General features: G+C 59.1%; 18 protein-coding genes. 3 read left to right on the top strand and 15 right to left on the bottom strand.

Going from position 1 to position 21,825, the window contains the following annotated elements; all coding sequences use genetic code 11:
- Positions 1-288 precede the first annotated feature (288 nt).
- Both DA373_RS11050 and DA373_RS11045 read right to left on the bottom strand, forming a co-directional pair.
- Positions 289-2,376: an MSCRAMM family protein gene (locus tag DA373_RS11050; protein ID WP_107852373.1), complete on the bottom strand. Its 2,088-nt coding sequence runs from the start codon at positions 2,374-2,376 to the stop codon at positions 289-291.
- A 95-nt stretch (positions 2,377-2,471) separates the two neighbouring features.
- A complete protein-coding gene (locus tag DA373_RS11045) occupies positions 2,472-3,761 on the bottom strand; it encodes a hypothetical protein (RefSeq protein WP_107852372.1) in 1,290 nt (429 codons plus the stop codon).
- Positions 3,762-4,330: 569 nt separating this feature from the next.
- On the opposite strand from DA373_RS11045, the gene DA373_RS11040 reads away from it, so the two are divergent.
- A complete protein-coding gene (locus DA373_RS11040) occupies positions 4,331-5,383 on the top strand; it encodes a vWA domain-containing protein (RefSeq protein WP_107852371.1) in 1,053 nt (350 codons plus the stop codon).
- A gap of 84 nt (positions 5,384-5,467) precedes the next feature.
- Here the strand turns inward: DA373_RS11040 and gspD are convergent, their stop codons facing one another.
- The 11 genes from gspD to gspE are packed head-to-tail and all read right to left on the bottom strand — an operon-like array spanning position 5,468 to position 15,535.
- Complete coding sequence (gspD, locus tag DA373_RS11035; RefSeq protein ID WP_107852370.1) at positions 5,468-7,555, bottom strand: type II secretion system secretin GspD; 2,088 nt, start codon at positions 7,553-7,555, stop codon at positions 5,468-5,470.
- On the bottom strand, positions 7,555-8,085 hold the full coding sequence (locus tag DA373_RS11030) for a type II secretion system protein N (RefSeq protein ID WP_107852369.1): 531 nt from the start codon (positions 8,083-8,085) through the stop codon (positions 7,555-7,557). The genes gspD and DA373_RS11030 overlap by 1 nt, the downstream gene beginning before the upstream one ends.
- The gene (gene gspM / locus DA373_RS11025; RefSeq protein WP_107852368.1) at positions 8,082-8,690 is read right to left on the bottom strand and encodes a type II secretion system protein GspM; all 609 of its coding nucleotides are present in this window, start codon (positions 8,688-8,690) and stop codon (positions 8,082-8,084) included. The genes DA373_RS11030 and gspM overlap by 4 nt, the downstream gene beginning before the upstream one ends.
- The gene (locus tag DA373_RS11020) at positions 8,687-9,763 is read right to left on the bottom strand and encodes a PilN domain-containing protein (protein WP_232821260.1); all 1,077 of its coding nucleotides are present in this window, start codon (positions 9,761-9,763) and stop codon (positions 8,687-8,689) included. The genes gspM and DA373_RS11020 overlap by 4 nt, the downstream gene beginning before the upstream one ends.
- Positions 9,764-9,775: 12 nt before the next feature.
- Complete coding sequence (locus tag DA373_RS11015; protein WP_232821259.1) at positions 9,776-10,687, bottom strand: type II secretion system minor pseudopilin; 912 nt, start codon at positions 10,685-10,687, stop codon at positions 9,776-9,778.
- Positions 10,665-11,339 (bottom strand): prepilin-type N-terminal cleavage/methylation domain-containing protein, encoded by a 675-nt coding sequence (locus DA373_RS11010; RefSeq protein WP_107852367.1) that lies wholly within the window; start codon positions 11,337-11,339, stop codon positions 10,665-10,667. Before DA373_RS11010 ends, DA373_RS11015 begins: the two co-directional genes overlap by 23 nt.
- Positions 11,336-11,737, bottom strand: a complete 402-nt coding sequence (locus DA373_RS11005) for a type IV pilus modification PilV family protein (protein ID WP_107852366.1) — start codon at positions 11,735-11,737, stop codon at positions 11,336-11,338. The genes DA373_RS11010 and DA373_RS11005 overlap by 4 nt, the downstream gene beginning before the upstream one ends.
- Entirely contained in the window at positions 11,730-12,182 is a 453-nt protein-coding gene (locus DA373_RS11000) for a GspH/FimT family pseudopilin (RefSeq protein ID WP_232821258.1), read from the bottom strand. The genes DA373_RS11005 and DA373_RS11000 overlap by 8 nt, the downstream gene beginning before the upstream one ends.
- Positions 12,163-12,591 (bottom strand): type II secretion system major pseudopilin GspG, encoded by a 429-nt coding sequence (gspG, locus tag DA373_RS10995; RefSeq protein ID WP_107852364.1) that lies wholly within the window; start codon positions 12,589-12,591, stop codon positions 12,163-12,165. Before gspG ends, DA373_RS11000 begins: the two co-directional genes overlap by 20 nt.
- 9 nt (positions 12,592-12,600) lie before the next feature.
- On the bottom strand, positions 12,601-13,821 hold the full coding sequence (locus DA373_RS10990; RefSeq protein WP_107852363.1) for a type II secretion system F family protein: 1,221 nt from the start codon (positions 13,819-13,821) through the stop codon (positions 12,601-12,603).
- Between the two features lies 1 nt (position 13,822).
- On the bottom strand, positions 13,823-15,535 hold the full coding sequence (gene gspE / locus DA373_RS10985; RefSeq protein WP_107852362.1) for a type II secretion system ATPase GspE: 1,713 nt from the start codon (positions 15,533-15,535) through the stop codon (positions 13,823-13,825).
- A 227-nt stretch (positions 15,536-15,762) separates the two neighbouring features.
- Here gspE and gdhA point away from each other — a divergent pair, with 227 nt between their 5' ends.
- Together gdhA and DA373_RS10975 are read left to right on the top strand one after the other, a co-directional pair.
- Positions 15,763-17,115 carry an NADP-specific glutamate dehydrogenase gene (gdhA, locus tag DA373_RS10980; RefSeq protein WP_107852361.1) on the top strand — a complete coding sequence of 451 codons (1,353 nt, stop codon included), beginning with the start codon at positions 15,763-15,765 and terminating at the stop codon, positions 17,113-17,115.
- 384 nt (positions 17,116-17,499) lie between these two features.
- Positions 17,500-20,115 carry a beta-glucosidase gene (locus tag DA373_RS10975; protein ID WP_232821257.1) on the top strand — a complete coding sequence of 872 codons (2,616 nt, stop codon included), beginning with the start codon at positions 17,500-17,502 and terminating at the stop codon, positions 20,113-20,115.
- A gap of 71 nt (positions 20,116-20,186) precedes the next feature.
- Here the strand turns inward: DA373_RS10975 and DA373_RS10970 are convergent, their stop codons facing one another.
- Positions 20,187-20,537 (bottom strand): RidA family protein, encoded by a 351-nt coding sequence (locus DA373_RS10970; protein WP_107852359.1) that lies wholly within the window; start codon positions 20,535-20,537, stop codon positions 20,187-20,189.
- Between the two features lie 147 nt (positions 20,538-20,684).
- The gene (locus DA373_RS10965) at positions 20,685-21,770 is read right to left on the bottom strand and encodes a J domain-containing protein (RefSeq protein ID WP_107852358.1); all 1,086 of its coding nucleotides are present in this window, start codon (positions 21,768-21,770) and stop codon (positions 20,685-20,687) included.
- Between the last annotated feature and the right edge of the window lie 55 nt (positions 21,771-21,825).

Raw genomic sequence — 21,825 nt, 5'->3', positions numbered from 1 at the left:
TGCAGCTTAGCGAAGCTGACTTTGTTACTTACAAGCCGTTTCACAACCAGTTGAGGAAAAGCGCATCCCCGATCTTTATAGAGCGGTTAACGCGGATGCTCATGGCGCAGTTGTTGAAACACAAAAAGGAAATATACCTATTAAGTTTCAATTACTTGAGCGTGTTTTGCTGCATGATGGTTCATCATTTCAGGTTTCTTTCAACCTGGCGGGTTTGCCACTTCGCTGGGCAAACAAAAAAGGGCGGAGTTTTTCTCCGCCCTTGTGCTTAGCTGCGAAACGATTCCGTTATGGATCAATCACGATGGTGCAAATCCAAGTTGCCTGTGTCTCAAAATTAAGCTCACCAGAGGGAACTTCATCGCCATCAAATAAATCGACATTAACGGCGATACCAGAACCGGTACCGCAGTTGACGGTCGCTTTTGTTTTACCATACCCATCCTCTGGCAACGAATCGTAGCTGATGGTGAACTTGCCTAACGGCGTGTTGTGGAAATCGACTTCGTCTTCATCACCGCTACCGCAGGTCGCGTCAGTAGTAATAGTGACCTCCTTCGGATCTTCAGCTGCATAACCGGTCGGTACTGTTTCTACAACCGTGTAGGTTGTACCTACGTCAAGGTCCCCAAGGCATGCCACGCCGGTTGTTGGGTCAGTCACCACGGTACCCACAGGATTGCCAGTAGTGGGGCCATCGTAAACCTTAAAGGTCACTTTCCCGTGAGGGATTTCGCCTGCCGGAACAGCTTTGGTGGTCTTGGTAATCTTGATGGCCCCGGGCTTGCGAGTGTTTACAAACGTCAGATCGGGGGATGTCGTGCCACGCTCAGCACAGGTTCCAACGGTCGCCATAGTCATCTGATCATCCGCACCAATATAGCCTACCGGTGGGGTAAGTTCCTTCACCGTATAGGTGAAATCATTTAGATCAGCACCTTTCAGCGGCAGACCATCGACACAGTGGTAACCAGCCTGGGATTCCGTCATGGTAAGTGGAAGTGCAGGAACCTCGTCCTCAGTAACAGGTGTAGGAGAAGCTGCAGTTACCTGAAATACAGCTCCCGGCAGCAGTACCTCCGGATCCCCTTCTTTCACCTTTTTCACCTTTTTCACCAGAATGGAACCCAGACGCCGGTTGATGAATTCCAGCGTAAGCGGATCCGCATCCGGATCAAACGTGAAACATTTTGGATCTGCACCGAGATGGTTTGCCGGCGTACTCGTCTCAACCAGGCAGTAGCCCCCGGGGAGCACGTTTTCAAACAGGCACCCACCGCTTGAGTCCGTAGTACAGGTATCAAATACGGTAGTATCGACCTGGTCATCGTACACGAGATCGCCATCATCCTCGTACAGGGTAAAACCCGCTCCTTCGAGTAGCGCATCGTTGTCATCCTTCTTAACTAGCGTGAAGGAACCGCAGTTGCTGATGTTGACCGCTATTGGCGGGATAAAGTCCTTGAGCGCAGCATTAAAGGAGTCGGACGAGCGGCTCTTCAGATAGGCGCTACCGAAGGTGAAGCACTGCAACGCCCCATCACCCAATACTTCGGTAAGGTTGATCGATGCCTCGCCAAAGGTTACTTCATCCAACCCCATGCCATCGTCCAGGCCAGCGGCGTCGCCTGTTAGGATAATTGCTCCGTTAGCAGATCCGGTAGCATTCCCATCAGTGGTCAAATTATTTCTTACCCCCCAGCATGGGAAGCGGTTGGATGCTTCGCATTCCGTGCTCGCGGGTGCCCCCCCTGCGCTAGCCGCCGTCACCCATCGTGAAAGCCATAACTCAACGTTCGCAAGATCCGTTCCCCCGCCTGTCAGGTCATACTGTATCAGTAAGTCCCCTGCTGTTCGCTGCGGTATTGTGATTGGCGGGTTAGTATTGTAGACAACAGATTCCTCGGACTGGTTGAACTCGAAATCCATGTTCACGGTGCCAGAGGGGTTGTTAGCTCGCGTCCAGAACAGGTGCATGAATTGGTAGTCTTCGGTTTCTTCGGTGGCGACACCAAATTTCAGAAGATTGCTTTTGTTGGGCGGGATGCCACCGGCCACCACGGATGGTGGAAAAGTGTCCTCAGCAGTCCCCTGACCAAAGGCTGAGTCATCGAATTTATTACCGACGGTGATATTAATGTCCTCCGCGACCATACGACCTGGGATATTTGCCCAGTCGATTGAATCTGGGTCTAAAACGTTATCAACTTTAATATTTGCACCATTACCCATGGTGGGGTCTTCGATCTCGAAGTTACTGCCAGGTAAACTGACTTCAGGATGACCTGCCCAGGCAGGCGTCAATGAGGCCCCTAGGCCGATCAAGGTACCCAACAGGTATCCCGTCACTTTTTTCCACTTGCAATACGTGTTCATTATTCAGGCCCTCCTTAATTTGGGCTGATATTGTTTGCATAGCCAGTAACTATGCTTGTAGGTTGAGTTTCTCTGTAGTCATGATCTGCTTATGATTACTGCTCCTCTTGTGTATACACAGACCAGACCATCTCATAGGCCTGCTCCAGGGCTTGTACCGCCGCCGGGCTTGACGTTTCTGACAGTAAGGTCTCGATAAAATCCAAACGTGGCATTATCTGCTCGCTTGTCAGTTGGGGTGTTGCGTAACGCACCCCGTATAGCACTTGGCCGCCGCCAGGCGAGAAGGTGATGTATTTGCGTATTGAGTGAACAGGAATAGGGATAGCGCCCTGATAGATGGCTTGGGCACCGGTATTCGGCTCTTCTATCTGAAATCGATAGGTGCCAGCGATCATCCAGGCAAATTCCTGCCAGAGGCGATCGGGAATTTGCTGTTCTCGAGTGCTGTTGATCAACGCTATCTGTGCTTCAGGGTATTCGGCGGACTGCGCCAGCATCTGCAGTGCGAAACGTGATCCCAAATGAGTCTTTGGTGAGTCTACCACCCCATTTACAAGCCCGGGGATACCGATACCGTCGGGAAGGCTCGCCAATGCAACGGAGGCATACTTTCCCCACCAAAGCGGCCTTACCGACTCCAGATCGGTCAGAACATTTTCATCCCCATAAGCCTGTAAAACTTGAAACAGCGGCCCCATATTTTCACCATTACCGCCGTCCATAGATGCAAGCGCCATGGCATCTTTCGCAGCATTGACGATATCTTCGCGGTAGAGTCCGGGAGCCTGTTCATCCAGATATTGGCCCAGCGCCGCAATTTCCCGAGGGCTGGCGGTACGCTCCAGTTCACCGGCCCAGATGGTTTCGGCGTCGTCCCCGCCTATGCGATGCAATACGTCAAACAGCGCCAGGCGCAAGGTGGGCTGGTCGAGGTGTCTGCTGTTACCAAGCAGCAGATAGTCCACATCCTGGCCACTGTTCAGATATTGATAAATAACCGGAATGGCGCTTTCGCCCAGACTGGCCAGTTGAGTTAGATTCATCTGTATCTGTCGGATGTCGTCGGCACTCAGAGTGTTAACCTGCTGATACTGCCAAAGGGTCAGTTGCTCCAGCAGCTCGCTGGCGGATAATGGAGGCAAGATTGAAGAGTTGCCGGCTTTGTAAGTTGGTGAATAAACATGAGATGGCAAGCGAGGAGCCGAGAGAGTTGTATCTTTTTGAATCTCATTTTTTGCCTGTACCTCTTGTGTCACTGTCAGAGTAGAAGGTGGCTCAAGCCAGGCTTCATACACCAGCCATGCAGCCAGCCCGAGCGTCAGCAGCCCGACAATCCAGCTGAAAGCATCCCCCTGATTCGGTGAAACTGCTTCCTGTATCATTTGTTGCTCCAAAATGCTTGTTACATCTGGCTGGGTTTAATGCATATAACGAACCATGATTAATAATTTGTTGATTTGTATACTCTTATTTTATGTGTGTTGATAATTGAAGGTGTAAATATGCTGGAGTTGTTTCACTTGTGAAACAGAGGGAGTGTGCTTATCAAAGTTTTCAGGTTAATAATGAGCGGGAGAATAGAGGTGTGCCTTTTCAAGCTATTGATTAGTGTGTCTTTTTTTTAGGTTGTGTTAGCTTTTTGATACACTTTTAAATTTGTTTTACTTGTTGTTTTTTCTGGTTTTTGCTCTTTTGGTTAGGTTTAATGTTGCCTTTTACTTACGGTTTATATTTTTTTTCGATTTTTTTTTTTATTACTTCTGCTGATTCAGCTGTTTATGTTTTTGGTGCGTTAATTGCATCAGATTGAACGGCGTGGCTCTGTTGGTCTAGAGCCATTTTTTACTTTATTAAGCACGGGGGGTTGTATTCAGTGAAGGAAGAGAGTGCGATAACTGGCAGTAAGCTTTAATTGCCTTTTCGTTATTAACTGATATAGACAGCAGGCAGAATGATGAAACATGTACGTAATACGGTTTGCGCCCTGGCGGTGGCCATGGCATGCAGCGGCGCCTATGCCCAAGGTATAGACGTGGTATTTAAAATCGATGAATCCGGCTCCATGGGGGGTGACATTGCCGATGTGAAAACCAATGTGGTGACCATCTTTAACGCCTTGCCGGCAGGCTCTCATGTAGGTCTGGTGGGGTATGGTGCTTATAGTCATGGTTCTAATCAGGCACCACACCTGCACTCGCCGTTGACCACTGACCCCACCGCTTTTCAGAATGCGGTGAATGAGCTGGTGGCCAGCGGGGACTTTGAGGAAGGTTACCGGGCGGTAGTGGAGTCGGCGACTGACACACTTGAAAATAGTGAAGTATCACTGAATTTCACCGGTGCGCCCTACTGTAACATTTTGATTACCGATGAAACACCGGCCCAGGGGACTGTTACCCGGCAGGATGCCATCGATGCCATGACGGCGGTGGACGGCATCTTCTTTGGTATTATGCCGAGCGATCTTTTTGCCGAAGCTCAGCCTTTGGCCGATGCGACCGGCGGGCAGCTCTTCAACTTGGAGACGTTCCGCCAAGATGCTCAACCTGTTATCGAAGCGGTACTGGCCGCCTGTGTTGCCGCGGCAGCACCGGTCAAGGTAGATATCAAGCCCACCTCCTGCCCCAATCCGCTGAAACTGACGCAGAAAGGGGTGATTCCGGTGGCCATTCTGGGCTCGGAAGACTTTGATGTTTCCCGCATTCTGCCCGAGACCGTTAGAATGGCCGGGGACTGCGAGGCTCTGCGCTGGTCCTATGAGGATGTGGCCACGCCGTATGACGGTGGCTTTAGTGAGCCGGTACAGGAAAATGAATGTACCACAGAGGGAGCCGATGGCTGGAACGATCTGACCCTGAAGTTCAACAGTCAGTGTGTGGCTGGTCAGCTGGGCGAGGTCTCCGAGCGTGAAGCGCGGTTGATCAGCATCAGTGGTACATATCTGAATGATGACAATGAAGAGGTCGAGTTCGAAGCCAGTGATGTGATGCGTTTGATGCCCTGATGACAAGCGGTCAATCATCGCAATGTACTCAGTGTTTGTGCTTTGAAGGTAATCGGGCCATCGCTTTGCAGCGATGGCCTTTTTCTACATCGCCACCTGCTGCAGCTTGCTGCGATATTCCCGGGTCACGGCGCGGGCGTCGATGGCATCGGCCACGGCGGTGGGGGTGATCAGCACCACCAGTTCGGTGCGGCGGGTGTTGGTGCCGCTGCTGCCAAACAGCCAGCCCAGCACCGGCACATGGCGCAGGCCGGGCACGCCCTGGCTGTCGCGGGTGGTGTTCTCGCGGATCAGCCCGCCCAGCACCAGGGTTTCACCGCTCTGCACCGCCACCCGGGTGTCTATTTTGCGCTGGGTAATGGTGGGCGACTGAATATTGGAGCTGGTGGTGGTGGCCACGTCGTTCACTTCCTGCACCAGCTCCAGCACCACCATGCCGCCGGCGTTCACCCGCGGAGTCACTTCCAGCAGCACCCCTGTGTCCCGGTACTGAATGGTGCTAGTCACATTGCCCACGTCACTGTTGAGGTTGGTGGTTTCCGAGGTGCGAATGGGCACCTGATCCCCCACTCTTATCAGCGCCTTCTGGTTATCGAGCACCATCAGTGAGGGCGAGGAGATCACGTTGACCTTGGAGTCGCTGGCCAGAGCCTGGAGCAGGGCCCGGGTGCCGGCGGCGTTAAACACCTCGTAGCTGGCGCTAACGTCCAGGCCACCGTCAAAGGGGGAAGGGATGGGCAGCGAGCCAATGGCGCCCACGCCGCTGCGGCCGCCGCCCAGGCTGTTCTTGAAATACCACTGCAGGCCGTAGCGCAGCTCGTCTTCCAGGCTCACCTCCACTATGGTGGCCTCCACCAGCACCTGAAGCGGCAGCTGATCCAGCCGCTTGATGGCCTGCTCCACCTTCTCGTAGTCGGCGCTGGCGGCCATCACCACCAAGGCGTTGCGCTCGGTGTCGGCAATCACGCTCACTTCACCCACATCCAGGCTGGCGGCGTTGATGCCGGTGGCAATCTGCACCGGACTGCCTTCTTCGCTGGTGCTGGCTGCCGGCGGCAGGGGGGAGCCGGCGCTGTTGCGGCGCTGGCTGTCAAACAGCTGGTTGAGCAGTTCGGCCAGGTGATCGGCCTTGCCGTTCTGCACATGATACACATACATGTTCAGGCCACGGGGGTTCTCGGCCCGGTCCAGCCGCTCTATCCATACCCGGGCGTCGGTCAGGTAGCGCTCCTGGGGGGTGATCACCAGCAGGGCGTTGAGCCGCTCTATCGGCAGGTAGCGCACCATACCCGCCAGCGGGCCTTCGGCCTCGTCACCAAAAATGGCCTGCAGTTCGCTGGCGATGATGTCGGCGCTGCTGGCCTGCAGCCGGAACAGGCCCACCGACATGCCGCGCAGCTGGTCTACGTCAAACAGGTTGACGGTATCGCGAATGTTGGTGAGCTCGTCCCGGGTGCCCACCAGGGTGATCAGGTTGCGTCTGTCGTCCACCATCATGGCGCCCTGGCGGGGTTTTACCGGCTCGAGGATCTTTTCCATTTCCCGGGCGCCAATGTAGCGCAGCGGCAAAATCAGCATCTGGTAGCCGCGCTCGGCGGTGGGAGTCAGCCGCGGGTTCAGTGCCGAGGGCGGCACTTCACCGGCGGGCACCACGTTGAACAGGCCATTGCTGTGCACCAGGGCCGCACCGTGGGTTTGCAGCAGGCTTTCCAGGGTGGGCAGCAGATCATCCTGGCTGATGGGGCGGTTGGTCTGCAGGTATACCTGGCCCCGCACCCGTTCGTCGAGGGAGTAGTTCAGCTGCAGAATGTCGCCCAGTATGGTTTTCACCACCTCGGCAATGTCGGAGCCCTGAAAGTTGAGGGTCACGTCGCCGGGGGCCGGGGCCGCCGCCTGCGGCGCCTGGCCCAGACGCATAAAGCTGCCCGAGCCCCGGTAAATCTCGCTGCGGGTGGCGGGGGTGGCCGCCGGCACCGGCGTCAGGCTGGCGGGCAGGGCGTCGGCGGGCCGGTCGACAGAGGGCAGTTTTACCGGATCATAGCTGCTGCTCACCCTTTTTTTGCCCCAGGGCTTGTCGGGGGCGGCCCGGTCGCCGGTGGGAGTGGTGCAGGCCACCAATAAGGTGCAAATGAGGCTGGCGCTCAGCCAGTGAGGTAATGAAATCGTGTTCATCAAGATGACTCCCCGTTACTTCCCTGTTCGGTGGCCGGCTCGTCGCCGCCGTCTGTGTCCTGCTCTTGCTGCTCGTTAGCATCCTGTTGCGGGCTCTGCTCCGGCAGCGGCCGGGTAGACGGCGCTCGCGGCTCCCACAGCTCCAGCCGCAGGCGCTGGTCGTCGTCGGTCAGGGTCACGCTGTCTTCGGTGATCTCCTCCAGCTGCCAGTTGCCGTCCAGATACATGCCGGTGCGTAACCGCTCCCTGCCTTCTCCTTCCCGCTCACTGAACAGCGCCAGTGGCTGACTGTTTTCCCACACCACGCCGCTGAGCCGCCATTTTTCGCGCATTTCCGCGGCGCTTTCGCTCAGGGTATCGTCCTGGTCTTCGCCGGCCTTGGGGCGCCGGGTGGCGTTGAACAAGGGCCGTTCCAGCAGCTCTTCAAATTGCTCCAGTGGCGGATAATCGGGGGCGGCGGGTGCATCGGTTTGTGCCAGCGCCGCCGGCAGCCACAGCATCAGCAACAGGGGCCAGATTCCAGGCTTCATGGGGCCTCCTGTCGGGTATAGCCCAGCAGATTGAAACGCACATCGAGGGAAGGGATCTCCCGCGCCCGGGCGCCTTGCCGGCGGGCCACCACCCGGTTGTTGCGCACTCGGGCCCGCCGGGGGCTGGCGGTGATCACCAGATCTTCAATAAACAGCGCCGGTGTGCCCGACTCCAGCTCGTGGATCAGCGGCACCAGTTCGTTCAGCTCACTGCGCAGGTGTACCCGCAGCATAATTTCCGGCAGCGGGGCGTCGGTACCCAGAGGCGCATTCTGAATGCTCACCAGCTGGCCGCCGCTTTGGGCAACCCGGCGGTTGAGGTGCTGCTGCAGCCAGGCTTGGGCCAGAGTGGGGCGCTGCTCGGGCAGATAGAGGTTGTCGTCGGGGGTGCTGGCCCTGAGCTGCTGCAGCTGTTGCTCGGTCTGCTCCAGCTCGCCGGCCAGCCGCTGATAGCGCGTCAGCTGGTCTTCCAGCTGCGCCAGCCGCTCGCCCTGGCGCCAGAACAGACTGAACAGGGGGCTGATGATCAGGCTGAAGACGAGCAGCAGCACCAGCGCCAGCAGGGCCAGTGCCAGCCATTTTTGTTGCCGGGCATCCAGGTTCATGGCGCGCCTCCTTCTCCCAGGCGGGCGGTGATCATAAAGCGGTCCTTGCTGGTGGCCGGATTATTGGTGATGGGGGAGCTGAAGCGCACATCGGAAAACAGGGCGGAATTTTCCAGCAGGCTGATCAGTTCGGAGGCGTTGGCCGATTCGCCGCGGATCTGCACGGTGCCGTTTTCCAGCTGCAGCCGGCTCAGCCAGGTGTGATCGGGCAGCTGACGGGTGAGTTCATCCAGCAGCGGCAGGGTGGGCGCGCGTTCGGCACGCTTCTGGCTGAGAAAGGCCCGGCTGTCGCGCAGGGCCGCCAGCTCGCGCTTGAGGGCGGCGGCCTGCTCGGCGCGCTGGCGCGGTATCTCCAGCTCGGCGGTGAGGGCTTCAATGCGGCTTTGCCGGTGATAGAGCGGCACTGCTATCAGTAAAAACAGCATCACCAGCACCAGAATGCCATTCAGGTTTTTCAGCCGCCCGGTCCGCTGGCCGGCGCCGTTCCTAGGCAGAGGCAGGGGGATGGTGGGCGCGTCCGGGTTACCGGTTGCACACAGGGTCGCGGGGACCAGCCCCAGAGCGGCCAGCTCGGCGAGGCGGGCGTCAACCCGCTCTTTGGGGGCCAGCAGCAGGGTGACCTGAAGCTGCGGACTGTTTTTTTCCCGCGGGCCGGATTTAAAGCCGAAATACACCTGATCGGCGGTAAAGGGGGTGTGCCGGTCCATTTCAAAACGCAGCACGTTTTCCAGGTTGCCGGCGGTGGCGGCGGGCAGGGTGAGTTGCGTCAGCAGCAGTTCACTGGCGGGCAGGCACAGCCGAATCCGGATTGCCTTTTGCAGCAGTTGCTGCCGTTCGGCGGGGGCAAGATCGGTGAGGGCGTGTGAGGGGCCGTCGGGCTGCAGCTCCAGCCGGTATTGCGCTTTATCGGCATAAATGCACAGTTGCTGGCCGGCCCGGAACAGACGCCGGCGCAGACTGGCCGGCAGCAGGGCCAGCAGCTGTCCGCTCCACCAACCCCAGAACCGGGCCAGTTCCTGTGTTAATTGACGGCCATAGCGGCCAAGCCGGTGAGTCATGCTGTCCCCGTCCATAGGGCATCTCCGTCATGGGGCGGTATCGGTAAACAGCGGAACGAATTCCTGCTCCGCCTTCAGTATCAGAAACTGGCTACGACGCTTGAGCAGACTGGCGGTCAGCCGGTAGCGATACACCGTATTCATTCGGGCTTCGGTATGAATAGTGTAGTTGACCCCGGGAGGGCCGTTGGAGAGCAGTGACTGAGGAAACAGCTCGGTGGCTGGCGGTGGCTGCCCCGCCATGTGCCGGGCGCGCCTGTCTTCAATAAACTGATCTACCGTGGCTTCGCTTACCCCGGGCAGGGCCAGCAGCACCTGGCGGGGGGCGAACTGTGGATTGATGCCCGGACGCGGGTTGCTCAGGGTCAGGCTGTGGCGGATTTTGCGGTACAGATCCGGGGTCATTTCCAGCACTTGCTGCAGCTCTTCCACCGTCTGGAAGGGAGCATTGGCGGGGCCATAGTCGAGGCCGGCGGCCAGGTAATCGTCGAGCTCAGCGCCGTTCAGCCGGCGCAGGTCGTCGCCGTCGCGCCAGTCCATAATGGCATCCGTCAGCCGGGCGCGCAGGTCGTCGTCGGGCTCCACCGTGGCCAGCAGGCCGTCGAGCAGCTCGGGGCCGGCGCTGTTGAGATCGATGCGGCCGCTGTCGTTGAACAGGGCCACGTACACCTCCATATCGTCGAACGGCACTACATAGGGGCTGCCGTCGGCCAGCCAGGGTTGCTGATCGGCGGCTTGTGCCAGGGCCAGCAGCGCCAGCTGCAGGCCGGCATCGGCACCCTGTTGCAGCCGGGTGGCACTGGCAATGTTGCCGCTTTGCCGGGCCTGGTTTCGGCTGTTCACCGACAGCCCGGAGGCCAGCACCGTCAGCAGCAGCAACAGCCACAGCACGCTGACCAGGGCAATGCCCCTTTGCCTAATCGAGTTGCTTGATGACATAAGGCTGTTCTCCGGGAGACACCACCAGCGCCGGCCAGTCTTCGTTCAGTTGCAGCCGCACCAGTGCCGGCAGGGCGTCCTGCTGCTGCCAGTCGGCTTGCCAGTCGGGCTGCAGGCCGTCTTCTTCCCGGGGGAGATAGGACAGGCTGAAGCTCTGTGCCGGCAGCGCCAGCAACGGGACAATGCCTTCCGGGCGCTGAAAGTCGTCCACCAGCTGGTACCAGTCAAAGCTGATCTCCGGTTGTTCCGGCGTGGGCTCGTCCAGTCCGGCCAGGGCCTGAGTTTTCAGTAGCAGCAGCGGTTGTTCGGGATCACTGTCGTCCAGTGCCAGGTAGAACCAGGCCGGCTGGCGGACGCGGCTGTTGCGCCGGGGTAGGGCCGAGAGAAAAATCAGCGAGCGTTCGTTGCCCTGAAACGACAGCAGCGCGGTGTTCCGGGTTTCCGGCACCGAGCGGGCTTCGCTGAGCGCCAGCAAGGTACGCAGCACACGCTGGGCCTGTACCGTTTCGCTCAGCACATTGTTATGCTGGTCCACCCTCTGCCAGGCGCGACTGGCCAGCCGGAAGCCGCCGAACATCAGCCCTGCCAGCAGGGTCAGCAGGCTCAGGGCCACCATCAGCTCCAGCAGGGTAAAGCCGCGTGGGCGTGTCATTGGGCCTCCGTGCGTACCAGCCGCAGGGTGGCAAGTTCATAGCGGCGGTTGTCGTTCCAGCTCACCACTACCGACAGCCGGTAGGGGGTAAGCTGAGACTGGTTGTCCAGCAGCGCCCGGCTGTCGAATTCCTCCACCCGGGTTTCCCACTCAAAGCGCTCGTCAAAGTCGCCCCGCTCCACTCCGGGACGCAGGGTGACGCCGGCGTCCAGCTCCGCCAGCTTCGACTCCGCCAGCAGCACCGCCTTTTGCTGTTCCTGGGCGATCTGAGTGGTGCGTATCGCCAAAGAGAAAATATTGAGCAGCACCCCCAGGGTGATGGTGAGCACCGCAAAGGCCACCAGCACTTCCAGCAGGGTAAAGCCTTTCTGGGCATGGCGGGGGCTGGCGCTAGTCATCGAAGTACACCCTTCCGGTAAGCCAGTCGATCTGAATGCGGTAGCGCCGGTTTTCACCCGTCACCTGCAGCGTGCCGCCACTGCTGGTGCCGTCCGGATAAAAGGTCAGTCCGGCGGGGGCCTCGGGGGCCAGCGGTGTGCCGGTGCCGGACAGGCTCAGCGCCACTCCCTTCGGCCAGGGGTGCACCCGGGGCTGCCCCGACAGCCGTGTGTGCCCTTGCTCCGGGTCCAGCGTCAGGATCACGAGGTCGCCGGTGGCAATGGCCTGGCTGCGGGCCAGCCGCAGCAGGGCGGCGGTTTGCCGGCTGTAGCTTTTCAGCTCGGCACCGGGCAGCAGGGCGGCGAAGCGGGGCAGGGCCACGGCCAGCGCCAGGATGGTAATGGTCAGCACCACCAGCAGCTCGAGCAGGGTAAAGCCGCGGGTATTATTCCCAGCTGACCACATCCTGTGCCTCACCCGAGCCTCCCTGCTGGTTGTCGGCGCCCAGACTGAACAGATCGAACTCACCGTGCTGTCCTGGAGAGCGGTAGTGGTAGTCGTTGCCCCAGGGATCCTGTGGCACCGATTTCTTGTTCAGATAGGGGCCGTTCCAGCCCCTGGCGCCGGGTGGGGCGCTGATCAGGGCTTCCAGTCCTTCGCCCGTGTTTGGATGGCGGCCCACTTCCAGGCGGTACAGATCCAGCGCTGTGCTCAGCTCCTTGATCTGCAGCGCCGCCGTTTTGGTTTTGGAGCCGCCCAGCTGGCGCAGTACCTGAGGCCCGGCCAGGCTGGCCAGCAGCCCCAGGATCACCAGCACCACCAGCAGCTCGAGCAGGGTAAAACCGGTTCCGTATGGTTTATGTTGATAACGCACATTACCTCCCTAGATGGGCAGTTCATTGATACTGAGAATGGCCACCAGCATGGAAATGATGATGCCGGCGATCAGCACCCCCAGGCCCAGGATCAGCACCGGCTCCAGTATGGTCAGCAGGCGCTGAATGGCGTTTTCCACTTCCCGGTCGTAGCTGTCGGCCACCTTGAGCAGCATGTCTTCCAGCTGGCCGGTTTCTTCGCCGACCCGGATCATCTGTATCGCCAGGGGCGGAAACCGGCCCGACGCCTGCAGCGGCTCCGCCAGCCGTTTGCCTTCCTTCAGGTCGCGGCCGGCCTCGGCCAGAATGTCCATCAGCAGCTGGTTGCCCAGGGTCTGGCGGGCAATATCGAGGGCGCCCAGCAGAGGCACACCGCCTTTCATCAGGGTGCCCAGACTGCGGGTAAAGCGGGCCACTTCCAGCCGCTGAATAAGCGGTCCGGCCAGGGGCAGACGCAGCAGCAGCCGGTGCCAGGCCAGGCGCACACCAGGCTCACGCAGCCGGCGGCGGGCATAGATCAGCACCAGTAACAGCCCCAGCAGCAGCCAGAGCCCGGTGCTCTTGATGAACTCGGCGGTGCCGATCACGATGCGGGTGGGCAGGGGCATGGTCTGGCCCATGTCGGCAAACAGTTGCTGAAACTGGGGAATAACGTAGGTGAGAATGATTAGCAGTGAGGCCGCCGATACCAGCAGCAGAATAAGCGGGTAGATCAGGGCAGACAGGGCTTTTTCCCTTAGCAACCGGCTGCGCTCCAGATATTGGGCCAGATCCGTCAGCCCCTGATCCAGGTTGCCCGAGATCTCGGCGGCGCGGATCATGTTGAGATAAAAGGGCGAAAAGCCCGCATTTTGCTCCGCCAGTACCGCCGACAGCGGCTGACCGCGCTGTATGCCCTCACGAATGCGGCTCAGCAGGTGAGTATCGGCTTCGCGGTCGCGCACCTGGATCATGATGCCCAGGGCCCGTTCCAGGGGGATGCCGGCCTTGAGCAGGGCCGCCAGATCCTGGGTCAGGGTCTGAATATGCCGTTCACCCGTGCCTGTGCGGCCCAGGCTGATGTTCATGTTGAGCACGCCGGTGCTGCGTTCGCCGGCGGGTTCCACACTGAGGGGGATCAGCCCCCGCTGCTGCAGCTGCAGCACAATGGCCTGCTGATCGGCCCCTTCCAGCCGGCCTTCCTGCTCTTCGCCGCTGTGGCTGACCGCCCGAAAGTGAAACAGCGCCATCTCAGGCCTCCTGGGTGACGCGGATCACCTCTTCCACATTGGTGATCCCCTGCCGGGCCTTGAGCAGACCGTCGCCATACATGGTGCGCATGCCGCCGGCCACGGCGGCGCGCTGGATCTGGCCGGCATCGGCATGGCTCAGCACCAGTTTGCGAATGTCGTCGTTCATCACCAGCAGCTCCTGAATGGCCAGCCGGCCGTAATAGCCGGTGTGGGCGCAGTGGGGGCATCCCACGGGGCGGCAGAGCCGCAGCGGCTCGCCGGGCACCAGTGGCTCCAGTTTAAGCTCACGCACCAGCTCCGGCAACGGCGTATAGCCTTCCTTGCAGTGCGGGCAAAGCACCCGGATCAGGCGCTGGCCGACCACGCCGTTGAGGGTGGAGGTGAGCAGGTAGTCCTCCACCCCCATTTCCAGCAGCCGGGTCACGCTGCTGGCGGCGTCGTTGGTATGGAGGGTGGAGAGCACCAGGTGCCCGGTGAGCGCCGACTGCACGCAGATGCGGGCGGTTTCCAGATCGCGCATTTCCCCCACCATGATCACATCCGGGTCCTGGCGCACGATGGCGCGCAGGGCGCTGGCAAAGGTCAGGCCGATGGCGGGCTTGACGTGGATCTGGTTAATGCCCTCCATCTGGTATTCCACCGGGTCTTCCACCGTGATCAGCTTGCGCTCCGTGGTGTTGAGCCGGTTGAGGGCGGTATAGAGGGTGGTGGTCTTGCCGCTGCCGGTGGGGCCGGTGACCAGCAGCACGCCGTGAGGAATATTCAGCACCTGCTGCAGCCGCTGACGGGTGTCGCCGGCAAAGCCCAGGGCATCGAAGTCGAGCACCACGCTTTCCCGGTTGAGCAGGCGCATCACCAGGCTTTCGCCGTGCATGGTGGGCACGGTGGACACGCGAATGTCCAGATCCTGGCCCTGCACCTTCAGCTCGATACGGCCGTCCTGGGGCAGGCGGCGCTCGGCTATGTTGAGCCGGGCCAGTATCTTGATACGCGAGATAATGGCGGGGGTCATGTTTACCGGCGGTGCCTCGCCCTGTTGCAGGACGCCATCGATGCGGTAGCGAATGGTGAGCCGGTTTTCAAAGGGCTCAACATGAATATCCGACGCTCTCAGCTCCACCGCCTTCTGGATCAGCAGGTTGACCAGCCGGATCACCGGGGCCTCGCTGGCCATGTCTTTCAGCTGGGCGATGCGCTCTTCGGTTTCTTCCTCTTCCTGTACCGCCGACAGTATGTCGCCCATTTTGCTCTGGCCTTCGCCGTAAAGCCGCTCAATGGCGGCGTCTATCTCGGAGCTGACCCCCACCTGGGCCTTTACCGGCTGGCCGCAGAGCATGGCCATGGCCTGCAGGGCGAAGTCATCACCCGGATCCACCATGGCCAGCACCAGAGTGTTTTCTTCCCGGTGCAGGGGTACCAAGTGATGTTCCTTGAGAAAGCGGTAGGGCAGGGGCTGCTCGAGCGGCGGGGCCATGGGATAGCGGTCGTTTTCGGTCAGCGGCAGCCGGTGTTGTTCGGCCAGGGTGCGGGCCAGCTCCCGCTCCGACATCATGCCCAGGTTGAGCAGCAAGCGGGTGAGGGGCACGGCTTCCTGCTGGCCCTGCTGCATACGTGCCAGCCGGCTCAGCTCTTTGTCGGTAAGGTGACCCTGCTCGATCAGTTGCTGACCGAGGGCCTGATCCCGTGCTGACCAGGATTCGCTGATATCCATATCGTTTGCCTCCCTTCGCTCTGATCAAGCATAGACTGCTTGTTTAATGGTCGAGAGAAGGCTGTGATCGATCTCAAAGTTCTAAGAAAGCATAAATATTCTTCTTTTTGGTATATATATCTGAAAATTAGTCATTGACCCGAGAGGAGCGACATATTTCAATAGTGCGGGGTCTCGTAAAGGTGCATCCCTAATAAAGGTTTAGAAACAATAACAAGGAAGAGATCGTGACGTATATCCATGACACCATTGTCAAACTGCAGAAGACCAGCCCGGCACAAGCAGAGTTTTATCAGGCGGTAGAGGAAGTACTCGACTCCCTGCAGCCCATTCTCGAAACCGACGAGAAGTACAAGAAGCACGCCATCATCGAGCGCATGGTAGAGCCCGAGCGCCAGATCATGTTCCGGGTACCCTGGGTGGACGATCAGGGTAACGTGCAGGTGAACAAGGGTTACCGCATCGAGTTCAACTCGGCCCTGGGTCCGTACAAGGGCGGTCTGCGTTTTCACCCCAGCGTGAACGCCGGCATCATCAAGTTCCTCGGTTTTGAGCAGATCTTCAAAAACGCCCTCACCGGCCTGCCCATCGGCGGCGGCAAAGGCGGCGCCAACTTCGATCCCAAGGGCAAGTCCGACGGCGAAATCATGCGCTTCTGCCAGTCCTTTATCAACGAGCTGTACCGTCACATTGGTCCGACCAAGGACGTGCCTGCCGGCGACATCGGTGTGGGTGCCCGTGAAATTGGCTATATGTTCGGCCAGTACAAGCGTCTGACCGGCAACTATGATGGCGTGCTCACCGGCAAGAGCCTGCTGTGGGGCGGCTCTCTGGTACGCAAGGAAGCCACCGGCTACGGTTGTGTTTACTTCGCCCAGTATATGCTGGAAGCCAAGGGCGACACCCTGGCCGGCAAGCGCTGCCTGGTGTCCGGTGCCGGTAACGTGGCTATCTACACCATTGAGAAGCTGTATCAGCTGGGTGCCATTCCGGTAACCTGCTCCGACTCCAGCGGCACCGTGTATCACGAGACCGGTATCAACCTGGAAACCCTGAAAGAGCTGAAGGAAGTGCGCAAGGTGCGTCTGAACGAGTACGTGGCCGCCCATCCGGAAGCCAAGTTCATTCCCGCCGCCGATTATCCGGCCGACGGCAACGCGGTATGGCGCATTCCGGCCCAGCTGGCCTTCCCCTGTGCCACTCAGAACGAGCTGTCCGAAGCCGATGCCAAGGCCCTGGTTGCCAACGGGGTTATCGGTGTGTCCGAAGGTGCCAACATGCCTTCCACCCAGGATGCGGTTGAGGTATTCCTGGATGCCAAGATCAGCTATGGCCCGGGCAAGGCCGCCAACGCCGGCGGCGTGGCCACCAGCCAGCTGGAAATGGCCCAGAACGCCAGCATGCAGCGCTGGAGCTTTGAGGAAGTGGACGAGAAGCTGAAAGTGATCATGAAGAACATCTTCCTGAACGCCAGCGAAACCGCTGCCGAGTTTGGCGAGCCCCACAACCTGGTGCTGGGTGCCAACATTGCCGGTTTCCGCAAGGTGGCCGACGCCATGATCGAGCAGGGCGTGGTGTAACCGCCAGTCTTCTTCGGATAACGTCTAAAGGCCCGGTCGTTCCGGGCTTTTATTTTTTACCGTAGTCCTGGAACGTCCCCAGGAGGGTGTTGTTTTTTTAAACACTCCTTCCTTTTTCGGCTATGCTTTCTGGGTAACTTTGCTGCGCTAGTTAGCGGGTTGCACATTACCCTTTGCCGGCGTTACTCCGCGCCATGGGGCGTTTGGCGCCTTTCCATGAAGCGATATTATTTCGATTATTCTGCCTTTGCGCACTCGCTGCCGGAGTACCCACGAGTTTGAACCCTGACAGGGAATTGTCCGCGTTATCCCAAGCTGTATATGGGAGACATGGCGATGATTATTCCTTCAAATATAACGGGGGGAGCAAGGTCGGGGGTGTCTGTGCTGGCAACCGTCCTGCTTTCTTTCGGTCTGGCTGCCGATCCCGGTTCCAATCCTCACGAAACGCTTGCCGATGCCCTGCTGGATGCGATGACTCTCGAGCAGAAAATTCAGCAAATCTCCAACCGCCCCGATGAAAACGCCGGGCCGCAAGGCGATTATCTGGGCCAGGGCAACCAGTTTGCCACCTGCGGCTTTACCCCTCTGGGCCGGCATATTACCGGCATTTCTGAACTGGGGATTCCCAACTTCCGGGAGATTAACGGGGGTAACGGCATTCGCGGTGGTTCCTGTGTGCCCGAGCCGGTTAGAACCGCCGGCCCGTCCATGACCCTGGCGGCGGCCAGTTTCGATCCCGAGCTGGTCTACGGCTGGGGGGAAGTAGTGGGCGACGAGGCCTATACCTTTGCCAGCCAGGTGCTGCTGGGGCCGGGGCTGAACCTGATCCGCTCGCCCTATGCCGGCCGCGGCCAGGAATACCCGGGGGAAGATCCCTTTCTGGCGGGGGTGATTGGCTCGGCCCAGATCATGGGGATTCAGTCTCGGGGCGTGCAGGCCCAGCCCAAGCACTTTTTGGGTAATGAGCATGAATATGACTTTGAGCGCTGGACCGCCGGGGTGCGCATTCCCGGGCGGGCGCTGCACGAGCTGTATTTGCTGCCCTTTGAAATGGCGGTGCGCGATGCCAGACCGGCGTCCATTATGTGCGCCTTTCCCTATCTGAACGACAGCGACTATATCTGCGACAGCCACGATGTGCTGGTCAAAACCCTGCGCGAGCGCTGGGGCTTTGACGGCTGGGTGGAAAGCGATCGCCGTGCCATGCACAGCACGGTCAAGGCGCTGAAGGCCGGGGTGGGCTATGAGCTGGACTCGGATCCCCTGTTCTATTCCGAAGCCAACATACAGGCGGCTCTGGATGCCGGCGAAATCACCGAGGCCGACATCGACGCGGCGCTGCGGCCCCGCTACGTGAAAATGTCGGAGTTCGGCCAGTTTGATAACCCCTTTGATAAGTTTCTGGAGCCTGATCTGAGCACTAACGCCGCCAAGGCCAGGGCGCTGGCGGAGGGCGGCATTACCCTGCTGAAAAACGAAGGGGACTTTCTGCCGCTGGACAAAGCCAGCAATCCCAGCATTGCCCTTATCGGTCACCCCTGGTTTGCCGGCCGGGCCACCATGCCACCCCGTAACCTGAGTCGTCAGGGGCTGACCACGGTCGTGCCCTTCTTTACTATTTCGCCGCAAACGGGACTGGAAAAATACGTTTCCGGCGTGACCTACCACAACGGAGTGGATATTGAGTCCGCCGTGGCACTGGCGCAGCAATCCGACATTGTGGTGCTGATGGTGGGTACCAACCCGCGGGAGACCCGGGATCTGAAAAGCCTGATCCTGCCCACCCTGTGTGTTGATGGCAATGGCGGTGGTGGCAGTGACAGCGGAGGAGATCCGGAAGCGCCTTCCGATTCCGGTGTGGCTGCGAGAGCCGTGCTGCCACCCCCGCCGGTGGAAGAGCCCGACTGTACCGGCGATCAGGTGCAGCAGGACGAGCTGGTGCGCCAGGTATCGGCAGCCAACCCCAACAATGTGGTGGTGCTGTACAGTGCCTCGGGCATTGTAATGGACTGGCTGGAGCAGGTGCCGGCGCTGTTTGCCGCCTGGTTCCCCGGCCAGGAAGAGGGCGACATTATGGCCGACCTGCTGTTTGGTGCGCTCAATCCTTCGGGCAAGTTGCCGGTCACTTTTCCCGCCAGTGCCCGTGAGGCCGCCTTCGCCACCGAGGCGCAATATCCGGGGTTGCGGGAAGACAACGGCCTGCCCGGCGGCAAGGGCTTTCCCCAGGACGGCGTGTTTGGCGATGGCAGCGATCAGCTGGTAAGCAACTATACCGAGGGCCTGGAAATGGGCTACCGCTGGTACGAGGCCAATGGCGTGACCCCGGTGTTCCCCTTTGGTCACGGTCTGTCCTATACCCGTTTTGCCTACAGCGATCTGACCCTGAGCAAGCGCTTCCGGCGAGAATATACGCCGCGTGGCTGGCCCGGCCATGGCAAGCACCATGGTCATCACAAGCCTCACTCCCCCCTGCTGATGCTGGCAAAACTGGTGCCGGTGCTGACGGTGGAATATACGGTCACCAACAGAGGTGACCGGTTCGGTGCCGAGGCCTCCCAGGTCTACCTGAAATTGCCGAAGCAGGCTGAGCAGCCGTCCAAGCGGCTGGTAGGGTTCGAGAAAGTGTTCCTTGAGCCGGGAGAAAGCCAGCGGGTGAGCGTGGAGATCGACGCCGGGGCGTCAAACCATCCCTTCTCCTACTTTGTGCCCGATTATCCCGATGATCTGACCAAATGGGCCTATGGCGACTGGAAAGAGGCCAGTGGCCGTTATCAGGTCTTTGTGGGCGGCTCTTCGGCCGATACGCCCCTGACGGGACGCATTGGCATGGCGTTTCCCCAACTGGGCAAGCCATTTCATCATATGAAGAAAATATGGCGGGGCAAGTGGTACCAGGAGTGGCATGAGCCGGATGAAGGCGAAGATCACCAGCATAAGTGGAGCCATTACTGGCACGACAAGGACAAGCCCGGCAAGGGAGGCAAATGGAAAGGCTGAGCTTTGTTATGGCGAATAAAAGGCCAGCCCGGTGACGGGCTGGCCTTTTGATTGCTCTACAGGGGGCTGGCTCAGGCCTCGGCGGCCACCACGGAAATTTCCACCAGCAGCTCGGGGCGGGCCATGGCGGCTTCCACACAGGCCCGGGCCGGGGCATGGCCTTCCGGCACCCAGGCGTCCCATACCGCGTTCATGGCGGCGAAGTCGGCCATGGTCTTGACGTAGATGGTGGCGGACAGAATGTGTTCGCGGTCGGATCCCGCTTCCTTCAGCAGTTCATCCACCTTCTCCAGCATGGTGGTGGTTTGCCCGGTGATGTCCTGAGTGGCGTCCTTGCACACCTGACCGCACAGGTAGATGGTACCGTTGTGCTTGACGATACGGCTCATGCGCTGGCCGATCTGCTGGCGTTCAATAGTCATTGGTACTTCCTTTATGGCGTTTACTGAGAGCTAAAAGCCAGACCTTACCGGCTGCTTCTGTTTTGTAAACTGCCTCTTTTGAAAAAGGTAAAACAATATGGCAGCGATCACGGAGATCGGACTGTCCGCCCGGGCAGGTGTGTTCAGTCAGTAGTCGAAGTATCTGTCTTCCTGCAGCCGTTGTTTAAGCTCCTTGAGGGCTTTCAGCTCCTTGAGCAGCCTGTTGTTATGCTGGATACCGGCTTTCAGTGCCTGGCTATGCTCGGCAAACAGGCTGTTACTGGAAATACCACTGGAATGCCGAAAACGGTTCCAGATGACCGATTCCAGGCTGTTATTCATAAACACGGCCTCATACTGCCATTCCAGCTCGTGTAACTGCCGGCGTAGCAGTTCATTGATGTCGTGCAGATCCTTCGGGTCCAGGGCACTGGCGTCCAAATGCCGGTGATGCAGTTCAAGCAGGGTGTGAATATCGTTCTCCTGTCTGGCTGCCTGCAGCTGTTGCATTTGCTCCTGTTTGACCGTTTTCAGTTCCGGGTCCTGCTCCCGGTCCGGGTGCAGTTTTTTGGCCAGTTGCTTGTACAGGCGGTTGATCAGGGCCTTGCCCACGGCCTGGCCATCGGTGCGTTCAGCAGCACCACAAATATTGTCCTCTTCGTTATCCTCTTCCGGCCCGTCCTCGCCCTCTTCCTGTATGTTCTTCATCATCTGTTGCAAAAAGTCGGTCGGGCTGTGCATGAACAGATCGATATCGTCGTCGTTCAGCTCCAGCCCCAGTTCCCGGTAGACATCATCTCTGAGCTGATCGCGCTCGGATTCCGTTATTTTTGTGGGCTCGGGCTTGGGATAATACTGCTTGAGCAGAATTTCGAAGCGATGCAGCAAGTCGACGGTATCCAGTTCGGGATCGGTAAAGGGATTGCTGCTCAGTACGCCCAGTTCCTGTTGTATCCAGTCGAGTAGATCATCCCGTTGCCACTGTGTCAGGGATTTGCGGGATAAAAAGGTGAGTAGCCGTTCAATAAGCCGGTACTGGCTGCGGGCCAGCTCCTGCTCCAGGGGCAGTATCTCGGCATTGAAGCGATCCACTATCTTGCGAACCCGCTTTTCCTGGCCTGCCAGGCGGGTTTTTTGCTTGTCTATTTTTTCCCACAGCAGCTGGAACTGACCGGCTGGGCTGTGTTTGGCGGGCTTTTTTGACTTTAGCTTGGTAGTAGCGAGTCTGGTCATGTGGCTACCGATGTCGGACAGGGAGAGAGTACATGTTAGAAGGGATAGTGGTGCA

The sequence above is a fragment of the Oceanimonas marisflavi genome, assembly GCF_003049725.1.
Lineage (GTDB): Bacteria > Pseudomonadota > Gammaproteobacteria > Enterobacterales > Aeromonadaceae > Oceanimonas > Oceanimonas marisflavi.
The sequence above is the reverse complement of the archived record's forward strand: the minus strand, read 5'-3'. Positions and strand labels throughout refer to the sequence as shown.